The sequence below is a fragment of the Mycolicibacterium hodleri genome (genome assembly GCF_025822245.1).
Taxonomy (GTDB): Bacteria; Actinomycetota; Actinomycetes; order Mycobacteriales; family Mycobacteriaceae; genus Mycobacterium; species Mycobacterium hodleri.
This window is the reverse complement of record NZ_JACKTL010000019.1, coordinates 135,074-158,829: the sequence shown is the minus strand read 5'-3', so window position 1 is coordinate 158,829 and position 23,756 is coordinate 135,074. Positions and strand designations below refer to the sequence as shown.

The following is a 23,756-nucleotide window of genomic DNA, read 5'->3' as shown; positions in this document are numbered from 1 at the left end:
AAGGAGCATCCGCCATGACAGACCACGTCGACACGTCCTCCCCACCCAAGAAACGAGACCGCACGCACTGGCTGTACATCGCCGTCATCGTCGCGGTCGTGGCAGGCGTCGCCGTCGGCATCCTCGCCCCCGAGGTCGGCAAGAGCGTCGGCGTCCTCGGCACGATGTTCGTCAGCCTGATCAAGATGATGATCGTCCCGGTCATCTTCTGCACCATCGTGCTGGGCATCGGCAAGGTGCGGGCCGCCGCCACCGTCGGCAAGGTCGGAGGGTTGGCGTTCGTCTACTTCCTGGCCATGTCGACCGTCGCGCTGGCCATCGGCCTGGTCGTTGGCAACCTGCTCAGCCCGGGCACCGGCCTCAACATCCAGTCGACGTCGAACAAGGGCAACCAGCTCGCCGAGACCGCGCACGAGGCCGGCGGCCTGATGGACTTCATCCAGGGCATCATCCCGACGTCACTGTTCTCCTCGCTGACCGCGGGCAACGTCCTGCAGGCGCTGTTCGTCGCGCTGCTGGTCGGCTTCGCGTTGCAGTCCATGGGTGCTGCGGGCGAGGGCATCCTGCGTGGCGTCGAGGCCGTCCAGAAGCTGGTGTTCAAGGTGCTGGCCATGATCCTGTGGCTGGCCCCGATCGGTGCCTTCGGTGCCATCGCCAACGTCGTCGGACAGACCGGCTGGAGCGCCGTCACCCAGTTGCTGACGCTGATGCTCGGCTTCTACATCACCTGCCTGCTGTTCGTGTTCGGCGTCCTCGGCGTGCTGCTGCGCGCCGTCGCCGGCGTCTCGATCTTCCGGCTGGTGCGCTACCTGGCCCGGGAGTACCTGCTGATCTTCGCGACGTCGTCGTCGGAGTCGGCGCTGCCGCGCCTGATCGCCAAGATGGAGCACCTGGGCGTCGAGAAGACCACCGTCGGCGTCGTCGTCCCGACCGGCTACTCGTTCAACCTGGACGGCACGGCCATCTACCTGACCATGGCCTCCCTGTTCGTCGCCGACGCGATGGGCAAGCCGCTGGCGATCGGTGAGCAGATCTCGCTGCTGGTGTTCATGATCGTCGCCAGCAAGGGCGCGGCGGGCGTCAGCGGTGCCGGGCTGGCCACCCTGGCCGGCGGGCTGCAGAGCCACCGCCCCGACCTGCTCGACGGCGTCGGCCTGATCGTCGGCATCGACCGGTTCATGTCCGAGGCCCGCGCGGTGACCAACTTCTCCGGCAACGCGGTCGCGACGATGCTGGTCGGCTCGTGGACCAAGACGGTGGACGGCGAACAGGTCGAGAGGGTGCTCAGCGGCAAGGACCCGTTCAACGAGGCGACGATGGTCGACGACCACGAGTCACGCGCCGAAGAGCCGGCGCAGGCGAAGCTCCCTGCACCGGCATAGGGCGCATCATGCGAAGAGCCCGGTCGGATTCCGACCGGGCTCTTCCTCGTGCGCGTGGGCTCAGCGGGTGCAGTCCAGGGACACCGAAATGGTCTGGCTGGTCTGCTGCTGGACGAGGATGCGGTCGCCGTTGTTGCCGGGGCCGACGTAGGGCACGAGCTGCGAGGTGCTCTGCGGGTTGCGCACGCTGGTGACCTGGCACTGCGAGATCGGTGCCGTGCCGATCTTGTCGATCGTGACGGTGTAGCCCTCGGACTGAAGCTTGCTGATGGTCTCCTGAGCCGTCTCCGCACCGGCCAAGGCCGCCGGGGCCAACGCGGCACCGCACACACCGAGGGCTGCCGCGGCGATCGTCCACTTCGTGCGCATGGGGCGCCTTCCTGTCAGGTTGCTGGCAATCATCCACTATTCGTCGCGTCAGCGGAACTCCGCGGGTGGCGCGACTCAGGTACTGCAGTCCAACGACACCGAGATCGAACGGCTGACGACGACTTCGACGATCCGGTACTTGCGGTCGCCGTTCGCGTCGCGGGGACCGTAGTAGTCGCGGACGTTGCGCGTCTGCGTCTGCGGATTGCGGACGCCGGTGACGACGCAGCTGTCGATGGGGCCGCTGCCGACCCGGTCGACGTTGACCGTGAAGCCGTCGGACTGCAGTTGGTCGATCTTCTCCTGGGCGGTCTGGTCGGCGCTCGCGGAGGCCGACGTGCCGAGCGAGGTGACGACTACCGCGGCAGAAGTGACGAATGTGGAGAGAAGCGATGATGGACGCATCGGCGCCCCCTATCTTTGGAGGAAATCCTTCACCTCCATATCGCCGCTCGCAACGTTTTCGTTGCGGTCGACGCGCCAACCACTCCGGAGATCGACATGCAGAGCACGATGCAGGACGTCCCGCTGACGGTCACGGCGATCATGCGCTACGCCTGCGAGGTCAACGGCGACCGCACCGTCACCACCGCGATGGGTGACGGGAGATACCGCACCGTCACCTACCGTGAACTCGGCGAGCAGGTGGGCCGGCTCGCGAACGCGTTGCGGGAGCTGGGCATTGCCGGTGACGACAGGGTCGGCACGTTCATGTGGAACAACGCCGAGCACCTCGCCGCGTACCTCGCGGTGCCGTCGATGGGCGCGGTGCTGCACACGCTGAACATCAGACTGTCACCGGAACAGATTGGCTTCGTCGCCAACGAGGCCGAGGACAAGGTGATCATCGCCGACTCGTCGCTGACCGAGCAGCTTGCGGCGGTGCTGCCGTTGCTGGAGACGGTGCACACGGTGCTCGTGGTCGGAGACGGCGACGTCGACGCGCTGGTCGGATCGGGACCGGCCGTGGTGCGTTTCGACGAGGTGCTGGCCCGGCAGTCCCCGCAGTTCGACTGGCCGGCGATCGTCGAGACCGACGCCGCCGCGATGTGCTACACCAGCGGTACCACCGGCAACCCGAAAGGCGTTGTCTACAGCCACCGTTCGAGCTACCTCCACGCCATGAGCACCTGCTCGGCGAACACCCTGGGCATCGGCGCCGAGGACTCGGTGCTGCCGATCGTGCCGATGTTCCACGCCAACGCCTGGGGCCTGCCGTACGCCGCGCTGATGGCCGGTGCGGACCTGGTGCTCACCGACCGCTTCCTCGACGCGAAGTCGATCATCGATGCCATCGAGACTCGGCGGCCCACGGTGGCAGGCGCCGTCCCGACCATCTGGAACGACGTCATGCACTGCATGGAAGACTCACCGGGACACGACATCTCGTCGCTTCGCCTGGTGTCGTGCGGCGGATCGGCGGTGCCGGTGTCGCTGATGAAGGCGTTCGAGGCGAAGTTCGACGTCCAAATCCGGCAGCTGTGGGGGATGACGGAGACCTCTCCGGTGGCGACGATGGCCTGGCCGCCGCCGGGCGCCTCCGACGACGAGCGTTGGGCGTTGCGGGCCACCCAGGGCAGGCCGATGTGCGGCGTCGAGGTGCGCATCGTGGACGACGCCGGCGAGCCGGTGCCCAACGACGGCAAGGCCGTCGGCGAACTGGAGGTCCGGGGACCCTGGATCACCGGCTCCTACTACCGCAACCACGACGACTCCAAGTTCGCCGGCGGATGGTTGCGCACCGGCGACGTCGGCCGCATCGACCCGCTGAGCTACGTCACCCTGACCGACCGCGCCAAGGACGTCATCAAGTCCGGCGGCGAGTGGATCTCCTCGGTGGAGCTCGAGAACCACCTCATCGCGCACCCGGCCGTGCTCGAGGCCGCGGTGGTCGGCGTGCCCGACGAGCGCTGGCAGGAGCGCCCCTTGGCCGCGGTGGTGCTCCACGAGGGAGCCGAGGCCACCCCCGCGGCGTTACGAGAGTTCCTCGCCGACAAGGTCGTTCGCTGGTGGCTGCCCGAACGCTGGACCTTCGTCGACGCGGTGCCCCGGACCAGCGTCGGCAAGTACGACAAGAAGACCATCCGGGCGCGCCACGCCGACGGTGCCTACGAGGTGCTCGAGGCCCGCGACTAGCGTTCGGCGCGTTGGTAGGCCGTGACGACCGCCGCGCCGCCGAGGCCGATGTTGTGCTGCAGCGCGGCGGTGACGCCGTCCACCTGACGCTTGTCGGCGGTGCCGCGCAGTTGCCAGGTCAGCTCGGCGCACTGGGCCAACCCGGTGGCGCCCAGCGGGTGGCCCTTGGAGATCAGCCCGCCCGACGGGTTGACCACCCAGCGGCCGCCGTAGGTGGTGTCACCGTCGTCGACCAGCCGCGGTGCCTCGCCCTCACCGCACAGCCCCAGCGCTTCGTACAGCAACAGCTCGTTGGCCGAGAAGCAGTCGTGCAGCTCGATCACCTGGAAGTCCTCCGGGCCGAGGCCGGACTGCTGGTAGACCTGTTGGGACGCCTTGACGTTCATGTCGTGGCCGATGACGTTGGCGGCACTGCCGTCGAAGGTGCTGGCGAAGTCCGTCGTCATGGCCTGGCCGACGATCTCCACCGCCTGCTCGGCCAGTCCATGGTCCTCGACGAACTGCTCGCTCACCACGATCGCGGCCCCCGAGCCGTCTGACGTCGGCGAGCATTGCAACTTGGTCAGCGGATCCGAGATCATCCGGGCGCCGAGCACGTCGTCGAGGCTGTACTCCTGCTGAAACTGCGCGTACGGGTTGTTCACCGAGTGTTTGTGGTTCTTGTAGCCGATCTTCGCGAAGTGCTCGGCGGTGCTGCCGTGCTTCTTCATGTGTTCGCGGCCCGCCGCACCAAACATCCACGGTGCCACGGGGAACGCGAACTCGTCGAACGCCGCGAGGGCCTTGACGTGGTTGCCAAGGGGCGACTCGCGGTCCTGGGCGCCGCCGCCGAGGGAGCCCGGCTGCATCTTCTCGAAGCCCAGGGCCAGCACGCAATCCGCCAGCCCGCCGCGGATGGACTGCGCCGCGAGATACAGCGCGGTCGAGCCGGTGGAACAGTTGTTGTTCACGTTGACGATCGGGATGCCGGTCATCCCGAGTTCGTAGAGGGCGCGCTGGCCGGACGTCGAGTCACCCGAGCAGTAGCCGACGTAACCCTGCTCGACGGCGTCGTAGGAGATGCCGGCATCATCGAGTGCCTTGGTGCCCGACTCCTTGGCCATCTGCGGGTAGTCCCATCCCTCGCGGGCGCCCGGCTTCTCGAACTTCGTCATCCCGACCCCGACGACGAACACCTTGTTGCTGCTTCTGGCCATCGACTGCTCCTTCGCGACGCTGCGTTCGTCGAAACATAACAGCGGGGGCTCGGGTGGTGTACATCTGGGTAGAACGTGTTCTAGTTCCGAGGCCCCGACGGGAGTGACGATGGCGTTGCGAGTAGTGCAGTGGGCGACCGGTGGTGTCGGTGTCGCCGCGATCAGGGGCGTGCTCGAACACCCGGATCTCGAACTGGTCGGCTGTTGGGTGCACTCGGAAGCCAAGAGCGGCAAGGACGTCGGCGAACTCGTCGGCGGTGATCCGCTGGGCGTCGTCGCCACCGACGACGTCGACGCGATCCTGGCCCTGGAGGCCGACGCGGTGATCTACTCCCCGTTGCTGCCCAACCCCGACGAGGTCACGGCGCTGCTGCGCTCGGGCAAGAACGTCGTCACGCCCGTCGGATGGTTCTATCCGGGGGAGAAGGAGGCGGGTCCGATGCGCGACGCCGCCCTCGCCGGTGGCGTCACCCTGCACGGCACGGGCATCGCACCCGGCGGCATCAGCGAGAAGTTCCCGCTGGTGTTGTCGACCATGTCGACCAGCGTGACATTCGTTCGCGCCGAGGAGTTCTCGGATCTGCGGACCTACGACGCCCCCGACGTGCTGAGGTACGTGATGGGCTTCGGCGACACCCCGGAGAAGGCCCTGACCGGTCCCATGCAGAAACTACTCGACGGCGGCTTCATCCAGTCCGTCCGGATGTGCGTCGACGAAATGGGCTTCGCCGCCGACCCGCAGATCCGGGCCACCCAGGAGATCGCGGTGGCCACCGCGCCCATCGACTCGCCGATGGGCGCCATCCAACCGGGTCAGGTTGCCGGCCGAAAGTTCCACTGGGAGGCCCTCGTTGGTGGCGAGGTGGTCGTCCGCATCACTGTCAACTGGTTCATGGGTCAGGAGAACCTCGATCCGCCATGGACTTTCGGGCCCGCCGGCGAACGCTACGAGATGGAGGTGAAGGGCAATCCCGACTTCACCGTCACCGTCAAGGGCTTCCAGCCCGACAGCGTCGCAGAGGGGCTGGAGAGCAACAACGGCATCGTCGCGACGGCAGCACACTGCGTGAATTCGATTCCCGCGGTGTGTGCCGCCGAACCCGGCATCGCCACCTATCTCGACCTGCCGTTGATCAGCGGCAAGGCCGCACCGCACCTGCGGTAGACCCCGAGTCAGGGCTGGACGAGGATCCTGATCGGATCGCCCTCTGCCTTGTCCAGCTTCTCGATGCCCCTGGCCACGTCCTCCAGGGGCACGATGTCGCTGATCGAGCGGGACAGGTCCAGCCGCCCCATCGACACCAGGGTGGCCAGCGTGCCGATGTCGGCGTTCTGGTAACCGAGGTGGCCCAGCACCTGCCACTTGAGCAGGTTGAACATCGCCGTCGAACCGACCGACGGGACGTCTGCGCTCATGCCGATCCCGACGAGGCGGCCGCCGACGGTCAGGTTGCCCAGCGCCTGCTCGAACGTCGACTTCAGCCCCACGGCGTCGAACGCCACGTCGAGCTGGCGACCACCGGTGGCGTCGCGGATCTTGTCTCCGAGCGCGTCGTCGCGGGCGTCGAACGCGTAGTCCGCGCCGACGGCCAGGGCGCGTTCCAGGACCGCGGGTTTGACGTCCACGGCGATGATCGGTGCGGCCCCGACCAGGCGAGCCAGTTGCACCACGTGCGTCCCGAGGCCGCCGACGCCCCACACGCCCACCGACTCTCCGACGCCGACCTTGCCCGTGCGCACGACGGCACCGTAGGGAGTGGACACCGCGTCGGCCAGGATCGCGGCCTGCTCCAGCGAGACGTTGTCGGGAATCCTGGTGAGCCCGAAGGCCTGTGCGACGGTGTACTCCGCCCAGGCGCCGTCGTAGGCGAACGCCATCAGCCGGATCTGCAGACAGTTCGACACGTCACCGCGCCGGCAGTTGACGCACTGCAGACACGGCCGGCCGGCGGCGACCACCACGCGGTCGCCCTCGGCCCACCCGGTGACCCCCGGGCCCAGCGCGGCGACGGTGCCCGACGCCTCGTGGCCCTGGGTCACCACCGCCCGCTGCGACGGGAACGTTCCGTTGATGAGGCTGAGGTCCGAATGGCAGATTCCGCAGAACGCGACCTTGACCAGAACCTCCCCGGGGCCCAGCTCCGGGATCGGGACGTCTTCCACCGCAATCTCTTTGGAGTCGGCGTAGAAGCGCTGCGCCCTCATCGTCCCAACCATGCCGTTCCCTTCGTCAGACGCCTGGTACCAGAGGGTACCAGGGCTCGACGGGGCAATACCTGGCACACTCGGCACCCGTGACGAAACGTGGACTCGTGTTGGCCGGCGGAGGACTAGCGGGCATTGCCTGGGAGACCGGGGTCCTCGCGGGCATCTCCGACGAGGCGCCCGACGCAGCGGGTGCCCTCCTCGCCGCCGACGTGCTGCTCGGCACGTCGGCCGGGTCTACGGTGGCGGCGCAGCTCGGGAGCGGCACCGACCTCGGGGCGCTCTTCGACGCCCAGGTCGCCACCGAGACCCACGAGCTTCTGCCACGAGCCAGCATCGACGACGTGATGGAATTCTTCACCAGCGCCATGGCGGCACCCGGCGCCACGCTCGAGGAGCGGCTGCGGCGCATCGGCGCCATCGCGGCGGCCGCCGACACGGTTCCCGAACCGGTCCGCCGCGCCGTGATCGGCCACCGGTTGCCCTCCCGGGAGTGGCCGGACAGGGTGCTGCGCATCTCCGCAATCGATGTCGACACGGGCGAGCTGGTGATCCTCGATCGTGACTCGGGCGTCGCGCTCGTCGACGCCGTGGCGGCGAGCTGCGCGGTGCCGGGGGTCTGGCCGCCCGTGAGCATCGGCGATCGTCGGTTCATGGACGGCGGCGTCGGAAGCAGCGTCAACGTGTCCGCCGCCGCGGACTGCGACGCGATCGTCGTCTTGGTGCCCTCGAGCGAGTCGACGCCGACGCCGTTCGGCGTCGGCGCCCCGGCCGAGATCGCCGCCTTCCCCGGCGAGACCCTTGCCGTGTTCGCCGACGACGAGGCGATCGCCGCGTTCGGCCCCAACCCGCTCGATCCGGCCTGCCGAATCCCGGCGGCACACGCGGGGCGTGCGCAAGGGCGGCGCCACGCAGACCGGATCGCGCGGTTCCTAGGCGTGTGACGTCGGCGGCGTCAGGGTGTCGAGGGCGGCCGCAGCCAGTTCCTGGCCGACCTCGATGACCTCTTCGGCGCGGTGGAACTCGAGGCTTCGCGCGACCGTGCGAGGCACCTCGATCAGCAGGTCCGGCGGATAGGCCGCAAGGGTGTGCCGCATCAGGGCGGCCTGCGCGATGTCGATCGAGCGGTTCAGCACCTCGAAGCCGCCGAGCCTCGGGACCACGACTTCGGTGTGGTCGTCGTGGTCGTCGATCTCGACCCCGTCGTTGGCGAACCGGCTGAGCACCGTCTTGGCCGCGGGGGTGTCGAGCAGCGCGCGGGCGGTGGTCGTGTCGAGCAATGCCGTGGTGTTGCGCCACATTCGGCTGAGGCGTTCGGTGGTCGGCCCCGGGGCCGGGCTGGGTTCGGGAGTGGACCGGGTGGGATCGTCGCCGCCGAGACTGACCGCGATGATCAGGTCGGCGTTGACCGCGGCCAGCGGTGCCATCGGCAGCGGGTCGAGGATGCCCCCGTCGGCAAGGAGTCGGCCGTCGAGCACGTGCGGCTTGATGACTCCCGGGATCGCGATCGACGCCCGAATGGCCGCGTCGACCGGACCGCGCTGCAGCCACACCGACTTCCCGGCGATGAGGTCCGTCGCGACCGCGGTGAAGGGAATCGGCAGGTCCTCGATCTTCTCGTCGCCGAGGATTTCGCGGACGGCGTCGAGAATCTTGTCGGCGCGCAGCACCCCGGCCGACGTCAGCGACGGGTCCAGAAGACGCAGCACGGCCCGTTGGGTCAGGGACGTCGCCCACGTGGTGTACTCGTCGAGCTTGCCGGCGGCGGCCAGCCCTCCGACGAGCGCGCCCATCGACGATCCGGAGATGCCGACGACGTCGTGACCGCGGTCGCGCAGCTCGTTGATCACCCCGATGTGCGCGTACCCCCGGGCACCGCCGCTGCCGAGACTGAGCGCCACTCGCATCGATCCATTGTCAACGGGTTGGATCGCCGCGAAAGCGGCAACCCCCTCACTCGTGATCGGACGACTTCGCTCGGTGGTGCTCGACACCAGGGATCCACGGCAACTCGCCGCGTTCTACGCCGGTGTGCTCGGCGGTGACGTGGAGGCGCAGGACGACACGTGGGTGGTGCTAACGGCACCGAGCCACGGGCGGTTGGCGTTTCAGTTGGCGCCCGAGCACGAGCCGCCGACGTTCCCCGACCCCCGGGGATCGCAGCAGTTCCACCTCGACGTCGAGGTCGACGACGTCGACGAGGCGGAGTCAAAGGTGCTGGCGCTGGGCGCGACCCGCGTCACCGACGCGGTGGGCGAAGACGACTTCCGGGTCTACCGCGACCCGGCGGGGCACCCGTTCTGCCTGGTGTTCAACGCAGGGGGCTAGCAGCCCACCCTGGTGAAGAAGGCGGCCGCCACCAAGCCGATGATCAGGGCGATGGTCGGCTGGCCGCTGGAGAGCGCCACGAGCACACCGGTGACGGCGCCCACGGCGATGGCCAACAGCAACAGGCCCATGAGGATTCGCATGCCGTTGATCGAGCCGCCGGCAGCGCGGGGCAAAGCGGTCTGCGGTGGTGCCAGCTTGCCGTTGTCCGGTCCGATCATGAGCCCTCCAAGGTGATGAGGGACACATAGTACCGAACTTTGTGACCGGCGCCACAAACGCGTAGACGACCTAATTGTTTGTCTGCCTTGGCATTCGGACCGGTGTCGGCCCGGCCTTCGGACCCGCGTGATTAAAAGGGCTGGGTACTCAGCCGCAGAGGTCGTCGGCCGCGGCGTCGGCCGCCACGATGACCGCCGCCTGCCGAGCCGGAGGCAGTCGCGACCACGGCGTGTCGAACGTGCCGGGGCCGGGCGCGTCCGACTTCTGCACGCTCTCCAGGTACGGCTCGAACTGTGCCTTCTGATCGCCGCCGCGCTGCTGCATCCACACCTTCGCGGCGTGGCAGGCCTGGAAGTACTCGTCCTCGGTCGACTGCGCCGGCGCGCCGACGGCGGTCGTCACGCCGTTCGGGGACACCCCGGTCGCCCCGGGTTCGGCGGTGTGGGTCTGCAGGGTGGTCGTGGTCGTCGTCGCACCGCCGGCCGCCGTGGACGACGGTGTCGCGTCGCCTCCGCCGGAACCCGACGAGCAGCCGGCGAGGAGGACCGCGAGGACCGCTGCGGCCGAGATCGGGTAGCTGCGCATGCTGCCAATCTATGCAACACTCGCCAGCGTGTTGGAACGGACCAGTCGTCGGGAGTGTTGTCGGGCGTGACGCCCGCCCCCTGACCGTCCCCTCTTCCCGGTACACCCTGGAGTCTCCCTCACATGTCTCTTGCCTTCACGTCCGTCGTCGCTCCCACCCGGCTCCGCATCCCCGACCTGCTGCAGGCGACCGACGTCGCCGCCGACCACGTCCTGTCGGGCCGCTACGACCACGTCCTGCCCGTCGGCGGGCCTCCCACCGACGAGCGCTGGTTCACCCGCCTGCACGGCGACGACGAGCTGGACGTGTGGCTCATCAGCTGGGTGCCCGAGCGGTCCACTGAACTGCACGATCACGGTGGTTCGCTGGGCGCCCTCACGGTGGTGTCCGGAGCGCTCGTCGAAACCCGTTGGGACGGCGGTGCTCTGCGGGAGCGCCGCCTCGACGCCGGTGACCAGGCGGGCTTCCCGCTGGGTTGGGTCCACGACGTGGTCTGGGCGCCTTCCCGTCCCGCCGGCGAGCCCGTCCGGATCTCGACGCCTACCCTGAGCGTGCACGCCTACTCGCCGCCGCTGACCGCGATGTCCTACTACGAGGTCACCGACCGGAACACGCTGCGGCGGGAGCGCACCGAGCTGACGGACAAGCCCGAGGGGGACTAGATGCCGAGCCGAATCGACGCCGTCCTGGAGTCCGCGCGCGAGAAGCTGACCCGGATCGAGGCAGCCGACGTGCCGGCCGCCCTGGAGCGCGGCGCGTTGCTCGTCGACATCAGACCGGCCGCCCAGCGTGCCGCCGAGGGCGACGTCCCCGCGGCCCGGCTCATCGAACGCAACGTCCTCGAGTGGCGCTGCGACCCCACCAGCGACGCCCGGGTGCCCGAGGCCGTCGGGGACGACGTCGAGTGGATCGTGCTGTGCTCCGAGGGCTACACGTCGAGCCTCGCCGCGGCCGCCCTCGTCGACCTGGGTCTGCACCGGTCCACCGACGTCGTCGGCGGCTACCACGCCCTGAAGGCGGCCGGGGTGCTCGACGTGCTCAGCGCGTCATTCGTCGGAGCGCAGCAGCGGCCGTAGCCGATCGGTCTTCTCGGGAGTCCAGTTGGGCGGCTGCATGATCGCCGCCCACGCGTTCGCCACGTCGCGCACGTAGACGTGGCCGTGGCCGTCGGGCACGTCGACCGCCACCGCCATGTCGGCAGACACCTGCAGGAACGTCACGACGGGGATCCACTCCATCTCGGGCGACACGTCGGCGCCCCGGGGTTCGCGCAACCAGTCAGGTTTGGAGAACAACAGATCGGGGTTCCACCACGCGATGGGATCGGAGGCGTGCTGCAGGTACACCACCCGCGGCTGGCCCCAGGGAGCCTGCGGCCGTTGAAGATTGGAGGCGTCGGCGGCGAACCGGACGTTCTCGCCCCCGTCGACGACGGGCAACCACTCCGGTGATCCCGCGTCGCGCTCGGCCGTCAGCGTGGTCCAGATGGTGTTGTTGAACGTCGGGCCGGAGAACAACGCGCCGTCGGTGCGGGCGATGAGGTTGTTCAGCGACAGGAACGGCGCCTCGCCACCGAAGGAGCCCAGGCTCTCGCCGAACACCACCAGCTTGGGCCGACGGGCCTCGGGCATCGTGCGCACCAGGGCGTCGACGGCCTCGAAGAGCGCCTGACTCGACTGGCGCGCGTTCTCCTTGTCCACCAGGAACGACAACCAACTCGGCAGGAACGAATACTGCATCGACACGATCGCGGTGTTGCCGTTGTACATGTACTCCAGCGACGCCGCCTCGGCCTCGTTGATCCAGCCGGTGCCCGTCGTGTTGGCCACCGCGACCACCGCGCGGTTCAGGCCCCCGGTGCGCAACAATTCGCGGGCGGCGAGTTCGGCGGCCGCCTTGAAACCCTTGGCGGAGCTCAATCCGGCGTAGACGCGAATCGGCTCGACGGCCTTGGCCCCGTTGAACTTCGACAGATCGTCCACCGACGGGCCGCCCGCCATGAACATGCGACCCTGATGCCCGAGGGAGGACCAGCTGACCAGCGACTCCGGTCCACCGGACCGCAGCGGCGTGGTGGGGGCGGCGAAGTCGGGATCCTCCTCGTCGTTGGCGGACTCGAACGTGCTGTTGAGTGTGCTCATGGCGAACCGCACCACGATGCCGTTGAGGAGGGCGACGGTCAGGACGAGCAACAGCGTGACCACCACGACGGCCGAAACCCGCGGTGGCGCAACCCGATCGAGCTGCCTGACCAGGAATCGCACCAACTTGCCGACCAGCTGGCCGATCTCGACGAAGGTGAACAGGAAGACGATCGACAGGACCGCGGTCAGCGGGTGGTCCCAGAAGTCCAGCCTGGGCACGCCCATGTAGTCCCGAACGTCGTCCTGCCAGACGTGGAACCCGATGACGGCCAACGTCTGGCCGATCAGGCCCGCGACGACGAGGGCGATCCAGGCCCACCGCGGCGCCGGCGGGCTGGTGTTGACCGACCGCATATAGCGCACCAACCACACCGCGAACACGCCGAGGCCGTAACCGATGCCACCCGCCGCGCCGCTCACCAGGCCCTGAAACAGCGGTCCCCGGGGGAGCAGCGACGGCGTCAATGACAGCCAGATGAACACCAGGCCGAAGGCGGTGCCGAAGAACGTGTAGTGACGTACCCACCAGTCCGGTCGCGGGGTGGGCTCGGAGGCGACGGGGGGTCGCTCGTCGGTCGTGGTGTCCGTATCGGTCACCACCGCACCTTAACGGTGCGTGAAGTTCGGTGGGCGCTTCTCGCTGAAGGCTGCCATGCCCTCGGTCTGGTCGTCGGTGGCGAAGGCGGAGTGGAAGAGTCGACGCTCGTAGAGCAGGCCTTCGGTCAGCGAGGATTCGAAGGCGCGGTTGACGGCTTCCTTGGCCATCCGGGCCGCCGACAGCGACATGCCGGCGACGGTGGCGGCGGTCGCGTTGGCCTCCTCCAGCAGCGTGTCGGCGGGGACGACGCGCGACACCAGGCCACTGCGTTCGGCCTCGGCGGCGTCGATGGTGCGCCCGGTCAGGATGAGGTCCATCGCCTTGGCCTTGCCGATCGCGCGGGTGAGCCGCTGCGAACCGCCCATTCCCGGCAGCACGCCGAGCTTGATCTCCGGCTGGCCGAACTTGGCGGTGTCGGCGGCAATCAGGATGTCGCACATCATCGCCAGCTCGCATCCGCCGCCGAGGGCGTACCCCGCAACCGCGGCGATGGTGGGCGTCCGCGTGGCGGCGAACGTCGACCACGTCGCGAAGAAGTCGGCGGCGAACACGTCGGCGAACGACAGGTCGGCCATCTCCTTGATGTCGGCGCCCGCGGCAAAGGCCTTCTCGTTGCCCGTGACGACGATCGCACCGATGCCCGAATCGGCGTCGAATTCCGCTGCGGCGGTGGTCAGTTCGACCATCACCTGGCTGTTGAGGGCGTTGAGCGACTTGGGCCGGTTCAGGGTGATGGTGCCGACGCGGCCCTCGCGGGTGACCAGGATCGTCTCGTAACTCATCGTTCGGCTCCTTCTCGTTCGGTGGGGAACACCAGGTCCGGGTCGGCCGGCGCGAAGTACTTCTCGACGTCGTCCTTGGAACACAGTGCCAGACTCGGCGGCGACCACTTCGGGTTTCGGTCCTTGTCGACGAGGAGCGCGCGGATGCCCTCCACCAGGTCGTGGGACCGCAGCGCCCCGCAGGCGGTCCGAAACTCTTGGCGCAGGACGTCTTCGAGCGTATTCAGGTGCGCCGCCCGCCGTACCGACTCCATGGCCACCGCCACCGCGATGGGGGATCGGCTGGCGATGTGGTTGGCGGCGTCTTCGGCAGGCCCGGGACCCTTGGCGCGCAGAGCGTCGACGACGTCGACGACGGTGTCACCGCCGAAGCACTCGTCGATCCAACTGCGCTGTGTCAGCAGGGGGCTCGGCGGCGGCTCGACGGCGAACGCGGCCAGTGCCGCGTCGACGCCGTCGGCGACGATCGAGTCGGTGAAGTCGTCCAACCGGTCGTGGGGAACGAAGTGGTCGGCGAAGCCCATCGCGATGGCGTCGGCCCCAGAGAACGGTGCCCCGGTGAGCGCGGCGTGCAGACCGAGCCGTCCCGGTGCCCTCGACAGCAGATAGGTGCCGCCGACGTCGGGGACGAAGCCGATGCCGACCTCGGGCATGCCCATCTTGGTGGTGTCGGTGACCACGCGCACGCTGCCGTGAGCGGCCACGCCGACCCCGCCGCCCATCACGATGCCGTCCATGATCGCGACGTATCGCTTGGGATAGCGGGCGATGTAGGCGTTGAGGAGGTATTCGTCGTGCCAGAACGACCGCGCCTCGGAGCCGTCCGACTTGGCGCTGTGGTAGATCGCGATGACGTCACCGCCCGCGCAGAGTCCGCGCTCGCCGGCGCCGGTGAGGAGCACGGTGTGCACGGCGTCGTCGTCGGCCCAGTTCCTGAGAGCGCTCTCAAGATCGGTGACCATGCCGTGGGTGAGGGAATTGATGGCCTTTGGCCTGTTCAGGGTGGCAAGACCCACGCCATTCTCGACAGTTACTAGGAGATCCTCGTTTTCGGGCACGGTGTGCAATCTAGATCGTGACCCCAGGCCGAAGCGACACGGGTAATCTTTCCCAAGAAGTTCACAGCTAGACCGACGAGGCCGGGAACCGGTCCGAGTCGCCAGACGTTGACTGAATGTTCGACGACGTTCGTCACCCCGACGAACCCAGCACACGAGAGGAACCGACGGTGCGCGAGAGCAGCAACCCGGTATTCCGTTCCCTGCCCAAGCAGCAGGGCGGCGGATATGCCCAATTCGGTGGCGGAGCCGCCGGTTACGGCGCGGCGGCAACACAGGCCGATCCGTACGCGGCTCAGCCGTACACCGATCAGTCGAGCCAGGTCTCCCGACCGCTCACGATCGACGACGTCGTCACCAAGACCGGCATCACGCTGGCCGTGCTGTCGTCGGTCGCCGTGGTGTCGTACTTCCTGGTGTCGCAGAACCTCGGCCTGATGATGCCGTTCACGCTCGTCGGCGCCTTCGGTGGCCTAGCGCTGGTGTTGATCGCGACGTTCGGTCGCAAGCAGGACAACCCGGCGATCGTGCTGAGCTACGCCGCGCTCGAGGGACTGTTCCTCGGTGCCGCGTCGTTCCTGTTCGCGAACCTCGTCTCCACGGGTGGCCCCGGCATGATCGCCCAGGCGATCGTGGCTACGTTCGGCGTGTTCTTCGGCATGCTCGTGGTTTACAAGACGGGCGCCATCCGCGTCACGCCGAAGCTCACCCGCATGATCATCGCCGGCCTGTTCGGCGTGATGGCCCTGATGCTGCTCAACGTCGTCCTCGCGATCTTCGGCGTCGGCGGCGGCGAGGGCTTCGGACTGCGCAGCGGTGGCCCCATCGCGATCGGCTTCTCGCTGCTCTGCATCGCGCTCGCGGCGTTCAGCTTCCTGATCGACTTCGACGCCGCCGACCAGATGGTCCGCGCGGGCGTTCCGTCGAAGGCGGGCTGGGGCATTGCGCTCGGCCTGACCGTGACGCTGGTGTGGCTGTACCTCGAAATCCTGCGTCTGCTGAGTTACTTCCAGAACGACTAGCAGCGCTACCCAGGGAAGCCCGTTCGCGTAGTGCGAACGGGCTTTCTGCTGTCTCGGACGGCCTCTCCATCGAGTGCGCTCACAGATCGCGTTTCATCCACAGATCGCGATCTGTCCGCACACTCGACGGGCGTTGGCGTCGTTCACCGTCGCGATGCTGCTGAACGTGAACGACAGAACGAACCCATTCATCGGCAGCGAGGCTCTGGTCAACGGACGCGTGCCGAACAAGTATCGATTGCGGACGCGCTATCGAGCGATTCTTCCCGACATCTACCTGCCCAAAGATGCCGAGCCGACGCTACGGCAGCGGACCCGCGGCGCGTGGCAGTGGACGTACGGTGACGGCGTCGTCTGCGGACTGGCAGCAGCCGCGATGCACGGCAGTCGCTGGATCGCCGACGACGTGCCCGTTGAACTGATATGGCCGAATGCGCGACCACCACGAGGCGTCAAGACCCGCCGCGACCGCCTCCTGTCCGGCGAAGTCGAGCGAGTTGACGGCATCTGGGTCACCACGGTGGCGAGAACGGCATTCGACCTCGGTCGCCGGGGTCCGCTGGACGGTTGCATCGAGCGGATCGACGCGCTTGGCAACGCAACGGGTTTGGCCGTCGACGCGGTGATGGCGGTGGCGCGTCGACACCCGGGATCGCCCGGCGTGCGGAAGCTGCCTGCCGTGTTGGAACTCTACGACCGAGGCGCGGAGTCACCCAGAGAGACATGGTTGCGGCTCGTGCTCATTCGCGCGGGTTACCCGCGGCCGCGGACGCAAATTCCGGTAGGCGGCGCATATGGGCAGCCGACGTACTTCCTCGACATGGGATGGGACGACGTCAAACTCGCGGTCGAGTACGACGGCGACCACCATCGGACCGACTCGGCGCAGTTCGCCAAGGACATCGTCCGCATGGAATTCGTGAACGAGCTTGGGTGGCAGGTCATTCGAGTCGCGAAGGCCAACCGGCCGGCGGACGTCCTGGCGCGGGTGCAGCGGGCCTGGCAATCGCGTGTGCGTACAGATCGCGAAAATCCGTGAAGTCGCGATCTGTACGCACACTCGACGGGTGCTTGGGTGCCTGGACGGCCTGCGGCTAGCTCAGGCGCTCGATGACCATCGCCATGCCCTGGCCACCGCCGACGCACATGGTCTCCAGGCCGAACGTCTTGTCGTAGGTCGTCAGGTTGTTCAGCAGCGTGGCCGTGATGCGGGCACCGGTCATGCCGAACGGGTGGCCGAGGGCGATCGCGCCACCGGAGACGTTGAGCTTGTCTTCGTCCATGCCCAGCGCGCGGGCCGAGCCCAGCACCTGCACGGCGAACGCCTCGTTGATCTCGTAGAGGTCGATGTCGCCGATCGACTTGCCGGCCCGCGCCAGCGCCTGCTTGCACGCCTCGATGGGGCCGAGGCCCATGATCTCCGGCGACAGCCCCGACACACCGGTCGACACGATGCGCGCCAGCGGCGTCAGCCCCAGCTCCTTGGCCTTGGTGTCACTCATGATGACCACGGCAGCCGCGCCGTCGTTGAGCGGGCACGCGTTGCCGGCGGTGATGGTGCCGTTGGGCCGGAAGACGGGCTTGAGCTGGCTGATCTTCTCGTAGGTGGTGCCGGCGCGCGGGCCGTCGTCCTTGGAGACGACCGTGCCGTCGGGCAGCGTGACGGGCGAGATCTCCCGCTCGAAGAAGCCGTTGTTGATGGCCTCCTCGGCCTTGTTCTGGCTGCGGACGCCCCAGTGGTCCTGGTCCTCGCGGCTGATGCCGGTGAACAGTGCGACGTTCTCGGCGGTCTGGCCCATCGCGATGTACACGTCGGGCACCAGGCCGTCCTCGCGCGGGTCGTGCCACTCCGTCGCCCCGGCCGCGGCCTGATCCGAGCGGGACTGCGCGTCGGCGAAGACGCCGTTCTTGACGTCCGGCCAGCCGTCGGCGCTGCCCTTCATGAAGCGCGACACCGTCTCGACGCCCGCGGAGATGAAGGCGTCGCCCTCGCCGGCCTTGATCGCGTGGAACGCCATCCGGGTGGTCTGCAGCGACGACGAGCAGTACCGGTTGACCGTGGTGCCGGGCAGGAAGTCGTAGCCCAGCTCGACGGCCACCGCGCGCCCGACGTTGAAGCCCGCCTCGCCCGCGGGCTGACCGCAGCCCATGATGAGGTCGTCGATCTCGCGCGGATCGAGCCCGGGCACCTTGTCCAGCGCCGCCTTGACCATCTGCGCCGCCAGGTCGTCGGGCCGCATGTCCACCAGCGAACCCTTGTTGGCGCGGCCGATGGGGGAGCGGGCGGTCGAGACGATGACGGCTTCGGGCATGGCGAACTCCTAGTTCATTGGCTTCTCGAAACGGTGAAGGCTAGAGCGAACTTAACCCGTGACCGTGGCGACGATCGGCGCGGGTACGCCCGTCGTGCGCCGCCAGAACCGCGTGACCCCGCCGAGGCGAGCCAACACGGAATCGTCGCCGGCCCGCGCCTCCAGCGCCGGCTCGACGTCGGTGTCGTCGCTCCACTCGCCGAGTTCCTTGCACAGTGCGGGCAGCAACTGCTGGGCGGCCAGCGCGTAGCCCGCCGCCGACGGGTGGAACATGTCGTCGGAGAAGAACTCCTCGGGCGCCTGCTGAAACTCCGAGGACAGCAGCGCCGAGAACGGCACCGGGACTCCGCCCGCGGCGCGCACCTCGACGGCCTGCGCATGGGCGAGTCGGAGGCCGATGGTGCGGGCGACGGTACGCAGCGGTTGCGGAATGGCGGTGATGACGCCGAAGTCCGGGCAGGTGCCCACGACGACGACGGCTCCGCTGCCACGCAGTCGGCGCACCGCAGCTCCGACGCGGCGTGCGGACGGCCCGATGCCGTTGAGCGCGGTGACGTCGTTGGCGCCGATCATCACGACGGCGGCGTCGGGCGGCGGGCCCGCCACGAACATCGCGTCGATTTGTCCGGACAGGCCCTTCGACGTGGCGCCGACGATTGCCTTGGTGATCAACCTGATTCGCTTGCCGGACTGATCGGCGAGGCCGCGGGCGATCAACACGCCGGGCACCTCGTCGGCGACGGTGCATCCGTAGCCGGTCGCGGTCGAGTCGCCGAAGACCATGAGATGGATGTCGAACGGCACCCCGCGATGCCACTTCTCGAACGGTCCACCGCCGGGCAGGTAGACGCCGTCGGCCCGCGGTGGGACGGCCCACGACTTGGGGATGACCTGGCGGGCCTGGTCGGCCTGGACGTGCAGAAGGTTACGGGCTCCGACGTACGCGGAGCCCGTCGACGCGAGTGTGGCGGCCGCTGCCAAGGCAATGGTCGACCTACGCGGTGCACGAATGACCACGCGACCAGTTTAGGGGCGTCTCGACGGGTTATCTGCGTCGTACCGGTCACGGCCGGTCACGGTGCGGTATCAAGTGCGGTACGAAATCGGGTTCTCCGTTCGTTGAACATTTGGCAGGTGTCAAGCTAAATTACCTGGGGTTGGCTAAGCATTAACCGCACCGGGCACTACATTGGCGTAGGGAAGTGGTGACGATGACCGCACCTAGTGAAGTTTCGGGATCGTACGGAACCGGCGTAAGCGGTGGTAGGACGCGTAAAACGCGGCGGTTCCCCGTCAGTGACGGCGCCCCGGTCGAAGTGGTCGAAGACGGCCCGAGCATCGCCGGTAGGTTGTTTGCTCTAGGCGCGATGATGACAATCAAGCCAACCCTCGCCGTCGGCAGTTACATCCCACGGATGCCATGGCCGTTCGGCGTGGTCGACTTCGCCGCGCGTGTGCTGCGGCCCGCCCCCGGCACCGTCCGCGCCACCATCGGGCTCCCGAACTGCACCGCTCAACTCGTCCGGGCGGCTGGAGTACTGCCCGCCGACGGCAAACGCAGCGTCATTCTCTATCTGCACGGCGGCGCATTCCTCACGTGTGGGGCGAACACGCATGGACGGCTGGTGACCGCCCTGTCCCGGTTTGCGGACAGTCCGGCGCTCGTCGTCAACTACCGGATGATCCCGAAGCATTCGATCGGCGAGGCCGTCGACGACTGTTACGACGCCTATCAGTGGCTGCGGCTCAAGGGCTACGACCCGTCGCAGATCGTGCTGGCGGGCGACTCGGCGGGTGGTTACCTGTCGCTGGCGCTGGCCGAGCGGCTGAACCTCGAGGGCGAGCTGCCCGCGGCGATGGTGACCATGTCACCGCTGTTCGAGATCGACAACGAGGGGCGCGCGCAACATCCGAACTCGCACTCCGACGCGATGTTTCCGGCGAAGGCCTTCGACGCGCTCGTCGATCTGATCGAGCGCGCGGCCAAGCGTCACGTCGTCGACGGCAGGGCCGAGGAAGTGTACGAACCGCTCGACCACGTCGAGACCGGCCTACCGCGGACCCTCATCCACGTCTCGGGCTCGGAGGTTCTGCTCAACGACGCGAGGAAGGCCGCGCACATGCTCGCCGCGGCGGGCGTGCCCGTCGAAGTGCACGTCTGGCCTGGTCAGATGCATGTCTTCCAGTTGGCGGCGCCAAGTGTGAAGGAGGCGACGCGGTCGCTGAAGCAGATCGGCGCCTACATCCGAGAGGCGACCTGGTAACCCGAACGCGCGCCTGACACGATGGACGCATGCGTATCGCAGGTCATATCAGTGAGCTCATCGGCAACACGCCTCTCGTTCGGCTGAACTCCGTTGTGCCCGAAGGCGCCGGGCTCGTGGCGGCCAAGATCGAATACCTCAACCCCGGTGGCAGCTCCAAGGACCGCATCGCGATCAAGATGATCGACGCCGCCGAGGCAAGCGGTGAGCTGAAGCCAGGCGGCACGATCGTCGAGCCGACGTCCGGCAACACCGGCGTCGGGCTTGCCCTGGTCGCACAGCAGCGTGGCTACAAGTGCATCTTCGTGTGCCCCGACAAGGTCAGCGAGGACAAGCGAAACGTGTTGCGCGCCTACGGTGCCGACGTCGTCGTGTCGCCGACCGCGGTGCCGCCGGACCACCCGGACAGCTACTACAGCGTCTCGGACCGCCTGGTGCGCGAGATCGACGGAGCGTGGAAGCCCGACCAGTACTCCAACCCGAACGGCCCCGCGAGCCACTACGAGACGACGGGTCCGGAGATCTGGGCCGACACCGACGGCAAGATCACGCACTTCGTGGCCGGCGTCGGCACGGGCGGGACCATCACCGGTGCTGGTCGCTACCTCAAGGAGGTGTCGGGCGGGGCCGTGAAGATCATCGGCGCCGACCCCGAGGGATCGGTGTACTCCGGCGGCACGGGCCGGCCCTACCTCGTCGAGGGCGTGGGGGAGGACTTCTGGCCGTCGGCCTACGACCCCACCGTCACCGACCAGATCATCGCCGTCTCCGACGCCGACTCCTTCGAGATGACCCGCCGCCTCGCCCGCGAGGAGGCACTGTTGGTCGGCGGGTCGTGCGGGATGGCCGCGGTGGCCGCCATCCGGGTGGCCGAGGAGGCCGGGCCCGACGCCGTCGTCGTCGTCCTTCTGCCAGACGGCGGAAGGGGCTATCTCTCGAAGATCTTCAGCGATTCGTGGATGTCGTCCTACGGCTTCCTGCGGGACCGGCTCGACGGCTCCGTCGAGCAGACCACCGTCGGAGACGTGTTGCGGGGCAAGTCGGGTGCGTTGCCGGACCTCGTGCACACCCATCCCTCGGAGACGGTGCGCGACGCGATCGGGATCCTTCGCGAATACGGCGTGTCCCAGATGCCCGTCGTCGGCGCCGAGCCCCCGGTGATGGCGGGCGAGGTGGCGGGAAGCGTGTCCGAGCGCGAACTGCTCTCCGCGGTCTTCGAGGGCAGGGCCAAGCTCGCCGACGCGGTGTCGCAGCACATGAGCCCGGCCCTGCCACTGATCGGCGCCGGTGAACTCGTGAGTGCTGCGGCAAAGACATTGCGTGAAATCGACGCCGTGATGGTGGTCGAGGAGGGCAAGCCCGTCGGCGTGCTGACGCGGCACGACTTGCTGGGCTTCCTGTCCAACGGCAGCGCACGGCGGTAGAACTGCCGGGCTGACGGCCCCCGATGCTGGGCAAACCGGTCGGCCAGGCCAGGCGCTCCGCGTTTGTCATCTAGATCAACAGGGTAACCAGGTTCGCTTTTTAGCCGTCGCCCTCAGCAAGTTCTCGGGTAGGGTAACAGCGCTCAGACCCCGCACGTGATCACTGGAAGGCGTTCATGACCGAGTATCCGCCGCCGCCTCCGGGGAACTACCCACCCCCGCCTCCGGGGAGCTATCCGCCCCCGCCTCCACCTGGAAGTTATCCCCCACCAGGGGGATACGGCGGATTCGAGCCCGTTCCGGCGCGCGGCAACAACAACCTCGCCGTCGCCTCCCTGATCTGCTCGGTGATCGGACTCTTCTGCGGAGTCGGGGCCATCGTCGGGATCGTCCTGGGCATCGTCGCCATGAACCAGATCAAGAAGACCGGTCAGGCCGGGCACGGGCTCGCCCTGGCGGGCGTCATCGTCGGCGCGGTGTCGCTGGTGCTCAGCGTCGTCGTGTCCCTTGTCTATTTCTCCACGTAACCCCTACTCGCACAGTCAACTTCGTTCGCCGTGCTCGGCGGCGTGACGATACTCCCCGACGACCGACCGATTGAGGACGTGACATGACCAACCCACCCCAGCCGCCCGAGGGCGGCGGATACCAACCGCCCGAGGGCAACTACCCACCGCCCGAGGGCAACTACCCACCGCCCCCACAGGGGAACTACCCGCCGCCATCTCCTCAGGGTGGCTACGGCGCACCGCCGCCGCCCCCGGGTGGCTACCCGCCGCCTCCGCCGCCGCAGGGAAGCTACCCGCCGCCTCCACCACCGCAGGGCGGATCCGCACCGCCCCCTCCTGGCAGTTATCCGCCTCCGCCCCAGGGCGATTACTACCCGCCGCAGGGCGGCTACCCGGCCCAGGGTGGCTACGGAGCCCAGGGTGGCTACGGGGCTCAGGGTGGCTACGGAGCCCAGGGTGGCTACGGGGGCGGCTACCCGCCCCCGGCCAACAACCAGGTCGACATCGGTCAAACGTTCGGCTGGGCGTGGAACAAGTTCACCAAGAACGCCGTCCCGCTCATCGTGGCGACGCTCGTCTACGCAGTCGTACTCGGCGCGATCTACGGGCTCATCAACTTCGCCGCGAGCGCCTTGGCGCCCACGTCGACGAGCACCTACGACTCGTATGACGGCAGCGGGTTCAGCTACTCCTACGACGCCGGCTTCGGCGTGGCGAGCATCCTGACCATGATCGTCGGCTACCTGGTGCTGTTCGTCATCAGTGGGGCGGTTGCGTCGGCGTACTGGGGCGGCCTGCTCGACATCGCCAACGGGACACCCGTGCAGATCGGCTCGTTCTTCAAGCCCCGCAACGTCGGCAGCGTGCTGATCGCCAGCCTGATCGTCGGCATCGCCTCCACGATCGGCTCGATCCTCTGCATCATCCCGGGCCTCATCGTGACGATCTTCACGCTGTTCACGACCGTCTCGATCGTCGAGCGTGGCCTGTCGCCGATCGACGGCATCAAGGCGAGCATTGACATCGTCAAGGCCAACTTCGTTGCGGTACTGCTCACCTGGCTGATCACCGCCGTCATCGCCGTGATCGGTGTGCTGGTGTGCGGCATCGGCGTCCTGGTCTCGGGGCCGGTGGCCTACCTGTACCTGGTGCACGCATACCGCACGCTGACCGGCGGCCAGATCGCACCACTGACTCCGTAGCGACGACGAAGGGTCGA

The 23,756-nt window shown here is 68.1% G+C and carries 25 protein-coding genes; 13 read left to right on the top strand and 12 right to left on the bottom strand.

The features are described from left to right. The first annotated feature begins 14 nt into the window (after positions 1–14). A complete protein-coding gene (locus H7J06_RS06315) occupies positions 15–1,382 on the top strand; it encodes a cation:dicarboxylate symporter family transporter (protein ID WP_264037814.1) in 1,368 nt (455 codons plus the stop codon). Between the two features lie 60 nt (positions 1,383–1,442). Here H7J06_RS06315 and H7J06_RS06310 read toward each other — a convergent pair whose 3' ends face one another. Both H7J06_RS06310 and H7J06_RS06305 read right to left on the bottom strand, forming a co-directional pair. After that, positions 1,443–1,751 carry a hypothetical protein gene (locus H7J06_RS06310; protein ID WP_264037813.1) on the bottom strand — a complete coding sequence of 103 codons (309 nt, stop codon included), beginning with the start codon at positions 1,749–1,751 and terminating at the stop codon, positions 1,443–1,445. A gap of 75 nt (positions 1,752–1,826) precedes the next feature. Next, positions 1,827–2,156: a hypothetical protein gene (locus H7J06_RS06305; RefSeq protein ID WP_264037812.1), complete on the bottom strand. Its 330-nt coding sequence runs from the start codon at positions 2,154–2,156 to the stop codon at positions 1,827–1,829. 96 nt (positions 2,157–2,252) lie between these two features. Here H7J06_RS06305 and H7J06_RS06300 point away from each other — a divergent pair, with 96 nt between their 5' ends. Continuing rightward, a complete protein-coding gene (locus tag H7J06_RS06300; RefSeq protein ID WP_264037811.1) occupies positions 2,253–3,887 on the top strand; it encodes a fatty acid--CoA ligase in 1,635 nt (544 codons plus the stop codon). Here H7J06_RS06300 and H7J06_RS06295 read toward each other — a convergent pair. Further along, entirely contained in the window at positions 3,884–5,083 is a 1,200-nt protein-coding gene (locus H7J06_RS06295; protein ID WP_264037810.1) for a lipid-transfer protein, read from the bottom strand. The genes H7J06_RS06300 and H7J06_RS06295 overlap by 4 nt on opposite strands. A 109-nt stretch (positions 5,084–5,192) precedes the next feature. On the opposite strand from H7J06_RS06295, the gene H7J06_RS06290 reads away from it, so the two are divergent. Next, complete coding sequence (locus H7J06_RS06290; RefSeq protein WP_264037809.1) at positions 5,193–6,248, top strand: NAD(P)H-dependent amine dehydrogenase family protein; 1,056 nt, start codon at positions 5,193–5,195, stop codon at positions 6,246–6,248. A gap of 8 nt (positions 6,249–6,256) precedes the next feature. Here H7J06_RS06290 and H7J06_RS06285 read toward each other — a convergent pair whose 3' ends face one another. Next, entirely contained in the window at positions 6,257–7,300 is a 1,044-nt protein-coding gene (locus H7J06_RS06285; RefSeq protein ID WP_264037808.1) for a zinc-binding dehydrogenase, read from the bottom strand. A gap of 77 nt (positions 7,301–7,377) precedes the next feature. On the opposite strand from H7J06_RS06285, the gene H7J06_RS06280 reads away from it, so the two are divergent. Then, a complete protein-coding gene (locus H7J06_RS06280; protein WP_264037807.1) occupies positions 7,378–8,232 on the top strand; it encodes a patatin-like phospholipase family protein in 855 nt (284 codons plus the stop codon). Here H7J06_RS06280 and H7J06_RS06275 read toward each other — a convergent pair. Further along, positions 8,221–9,195, bottom strand: coding sequence for a patatin-like phospholipase family protein (locus H7J06_RS06275; protein ID WP_264037806.1), 975 nt, complete (start codon positions 9,193–9,195; stop codon positions 8,221–8,223). The two genes, H7J06_RS06280 and H7J06_RS06275, sit on opposite strands and share 12 nt — an antisense overlap. Positions 9,196–9,247: 52 nt before the next feature. Between H7J06_RS06275 and H7J06_RS06270 the strand changes: the two genes are divergently transcribed. After that, the gene (locus H7J06_RS06270) at positions 9,248–9,616 is read left to right on the top strand and encodes a VOC family protein (RefSeq protein ID WP_264037804.1); all 369 of its coding nucleotides are present in this window, start codon (positions 9,248–9,250) and stop codon (positions 9,614–9,616) included. Here H7J06_RS06270 and H7J06_RS06265 read toward each other — a convergent pair. Then, positions 9,613–9,837 carry a hypothetical protein gene (locus H7J06_RS06265; RefSeq protein WP_264037803.1) on the bottom strand — a complete coding sequence of 75 codons (225 nt, stop codon included), beginning with the start codon at positions 9,835–9,837 and terminating at the stop codon, positions 9,613–9,615. The genes H7J06_RS06270 and H7J06_RS06265 overlap by 4 nt on opposite strands. Before the next feature lie 148 nt (positions 9,838–9,985). Continuing rightward, the gene (gene lpqV / locus H7J06_RS06260; RefSeq protein WP_264037802.1) at positions 9,986–10,423 is read right to left on the bottom strand and encodes a lipoprotein LpqV; all 438 of its coding nucleotides are present in this window, start codon (positions 10,421–10,423) and stop codon (positions 9,986–9,988) included. A gap of 123 nt (positions 10,424–10,546) precedes the next feature. Between lpqV and H7J06_RS06255 the strand changes: the two genes are divergently transcribed. Both H7J06_RS06255 and H7J06_RS06250 read left to right on the top strand, forming a co-directional pair. Then, positions 10,547–11,086: a cysteine dioxygenase gene (locus H7J06_RS06255; RefSeq protein ID WP_264037801.1), complete on the top strand. Its 540-nt coding sequence runs from the start codon at positions 10,547–10,549 to the stop codon at positions 11,084–11,086. Continuing rightward, a complete protein-coding gene (locus tag H7J06_RS06250; RefSeq protein WP_264037800.1) occupies positions 11,087–11,500 on the top strand; it encodes a rhodanese-like domain-containing protein in 414 nt (137 codons plus the stop codon). On the opposite strand, the gene H7J06_RS06245 is transcribed toward H7J06_RS06250, so the two are convergent. The 3 genes from H7J06_RS06245 to H7J06_RS06235 are packed head-to-tail and all read right to left on the bottom strand — an operon-like array spanning position 11,471 to position 15,006. Continuing rightward, on the bottom strand, positions 11,471–13,165 hold the full coding sequence (locus tag H7J06_RS06245) for an alpha/beta hydrolase (RefSeq protein ID WP_264037799.1): 1,695 nt from the start codon (positions 13,163–13,165) through the stop codon (positions 11,471–11,473). The two genes, H7J06_RS06250 and H7J06_RS06245, sit on opposite strands and share 30 nt — an antisense overlap. A gap of 9 nt (positions 13,166–13,174) precedes the next feature. Further along, complete coding sequence (locus tag H7J06_RS06240; protein ID WP_264037798.1) at positions 13,175–13,948, bottom strand: enoyl-CoA hydratase; 774 nt, start codon at positions 13,946–13,948, stop codon at positions 13,175–13,177. Then, positions 13,945–15,006 carry an enoyl-CoA hydratase/isomerase family protein gene (locus H7J06_RS06235; RefSeq protein ID WP_264037797.1) on the bottom strand — a complete coding sequence of 354 codons (1,062 nt, stop codon included), beginning with the start codon at positions 15,004–15,006 and terminating at the stop codon, positions 13,945–13,947. Before H7J06_RS06235 ends, H7J06_RS06240 begins: the two co-directional genes overlap by 4 nt. Positions 15,007–15,176: 170 nt before the next feature. Between H7J06_RS06235 and H7J06_RS06230 the strand changes: the two genes are divergently transcribed. After that, positions 15,177–16,028: a Bax inhibitor-1/YccA family protein gene (locus tag H7J06_RS06230; RefSeq protein WP_264037852.1), complete on the top strand. Its 852-nt coding sequence runs from the start codon at positions 15,177–15,179 to the stop codon at positions 16,026–16,028. A 166-nt stretch (positions 16,029–16,194) separates the two neighbouring features. Next, positions 16,195–17,067, top strand: coding sequence for a DUF559 domain-containing protein (locus H7J06_RS06225; RefSeq protein ID WP_264037795.1), 873 nt, complete (start codon positions 16,195–16,197; stop codon positions 17,065–17,067). 55 nt (positions 17,068–17,122) lie between these two features. Here the strand turns inward: H7J06_RS06225 and H7J06_RS06220 are convergent, their stop codons facing one another. Together H7J06_RS06220 and H7J06_RS06215 are read right to left on the bottom strand one after the other, a co-directional pair. Continuing rightward, the gene (locus tag H7J06_RS06220) at positions 17,123–18,340 is read right to left on the bottom strand and encodes an acetyl-CoA C-acetyltransferase (RefSeq protein WP_264037794.1); all 1,218 of its coding nucleotides are present in this window, start codon (positions 18,338–18,340) and stop codon (positions 17,123–17,125) included. Positions 18,341–18,391: 51 nt separating this feature from the next. Then, a complete protein-coding gene (locus H7J06_RS06215; RefSeq protein ID WP_264037793.1) occupies positions 18,392–19,357 on the bottom strand; it encodes an SGNH/GDSL hydrolase family protein in 966 nt (321 codons plus the stop codon). Positions 19,358–19,551: 194 nt separating this feature from the next. Between H7J06_RS06215 and H7J06_RS06210 the strand changes: the two genes are divergently transcribed. The 4 genes from H7J06_RS06210 to H7J06_RS06195 all read left to right on the top strand — a co-directional run bounded on the left by H7J06_RS06210 (position 19,552) and on the right by H7J06_RS06195 (position 23,739). After that, positions 19,552–20,604 carry an alpha/beta hydrolase gene (locus H7J06_RS06210; protein ID WP_264037792.1) on the top strand — a complete coding sequence of 351 codons (1,053 nt, stop codon included), beginning with the start codon at positions 19,552–19,554 and terminating at the stop codon, positions 20,602–20,604. A gap of 29 nt (positions 20,605–20,633) precedes the next feature. After that, positions 20,634–22,028, top strand: coding sequence for a cystathionine beta-synthase (locus H7J06_RS06205; protein ID WP_264037791.1), 1,395 nt, complete (start codon positions 20,634–20,636; stop codon positions 22,026–22,028). Positions 22,029–22,204: 176 nt separating this feature from the next. Beyond that, entirely contained in the window at positions 22,205–22,555 is a 351-nt protein-coding gene (locus H7J06_RS06200) for a DUF4190 domain-containing protein (protein ID WP_264037790.1), read from the top strand. An 83-nt stretch (positions 22,556–22,638) separates the two neighbouring features. Then, positions 22,639–23,739: a DUF2189 domain-containing protein gene (locus H7J06_RS06195; RefSeq protein WP_264037789.1), complete on the top strand. Its 1,101-nt coding sequence runs from the start codon at positions 22,639–22,641 to the stop codon at positions 23,737–23,739. Positions 23,740–23,756: the final 17 nt, after the last annotated feature.

Coding starts and splice junctions, on each gene's coding strand:
- H7J06_RS06265 (WP_264037803.1), bottom strand. CDS start 9,837: ATGATCGGACCGGACAACGGCAAGCTGGCACCACCGCAGACCGCTTTG.
- H7J06_RS06315 (WP_264037814.1), top strand. CDS start 15: ATGACAGACCACGTCGACACGTCCTCCCCACCCAAGAAACGAGACCGC.
- H7J06_RS06295 (WP_264037810.1), bottom strand. CDS start 5,083: ATGGCCAGAAGCAGCAACAAGGTGTTCGTCGTCGGGGTCGGGATGACG.
- H7J06_RS06285 (WP_264037808.1), bottom strand. CDS start 7,300: ATGGTTGGGACGATGAGGGCGCAGCGCTTCTACGCCGACTCCAAAGAG.
- H7J06_RS06290 (WP_264037809.1), top strand. CDS start 5,193: ATGGCGTTGCGAGTAGTGCAGTGGGCGACCGGTGGTGTCGGTGTCGCC.
- H7J06_RS06250 (WP_264037800.1), top strand. CDS start 11,087: ATGCCGAGCCGAATCGACGCCGTCCTGGAGTCCGCGCGCGAGAAGCTG.
- H7J06_RS06300 (WP_264037811.1), top strand. CDS start 2,253: ATGCAGAGCACGATGCAGGACGTCCCGCTGACGGTCACGGCGATCATG.
- H7J06_RS06275 (WP_264037806.1), bottom strand. CDS start 9,195: ATGCGAGTGGCGCTCAGTCTCGGCAGCGGCGGTGCCCGGGGGTACGCG.
- H7J06_RS06255 (WP_264037801.1), top strand. CDS start 10,547: ATGTCTCTTGCCTTCACGTCCGTCGTCGCTCCCACCCGGCTCCGCATC.
- H7J06_RS06240 (WP_264037798.1), bottom strand. CDS start 13,948: ATGAGTTACGAGACGATCCTGGTCACCCGCGAGGGCCGCGTCGGCACC.
- H7J06_RS06310 (WP_264037813.1), bottom strand. CDS start 1,751: ATGCGCACGAAGTGGACGATCGCCGCGGCAGCCCTCGGTGTGTGCGGT.
- lpqV (WP_264037802.1), bottom strand. CDS start 10,423: ATGCGCAGCTACCCGATCTCGGCCGCAGCGGTCCTCGCGGTCCTCCTC.
- H7J06_RS06220 (WP_264037794.1), bottom strand. CDS start 18,340: ATGCCCGAAGCCGTCATCGTCTCGACCGCCCGCTCCCCCATCGGCCGC.
- H7J06_RS06205 (WP_264037791.1), top strand. CDS start 20,634: ATGCGTATCGCAGGTCATATCAGTGAGCTCATCGGCAACACGCCTCTC.
- H7J06_RS06210 (WP_264037792.1), top strand. CDS start 19,552: ATGACCGCACCTAGTGAAGTTTCGGGATCGTACGGAACCGGCGTAAGC.
- H7J06_RS06195 (WP_264037789.1), top strand. CDS start 22,639: ATGACCAACCCACCCCAGCCGCCCGAGGGCGGCGGATACCAACCGCCC.
- H7J06_RS06200 (WP_264037790.1), top strand. CDS start 22,205: ATGACCGAGTATCCGCCGCCGCCTCCGGGGAACTACCCACCCCCGCCT.
- H7J06_RS06305 (WP_264037812.1), bottom strand. CDS start 2,156: ATGCGTCCATCATCGCTTCTCTCCACATTCGTCACTTCTGCCGCGGTA.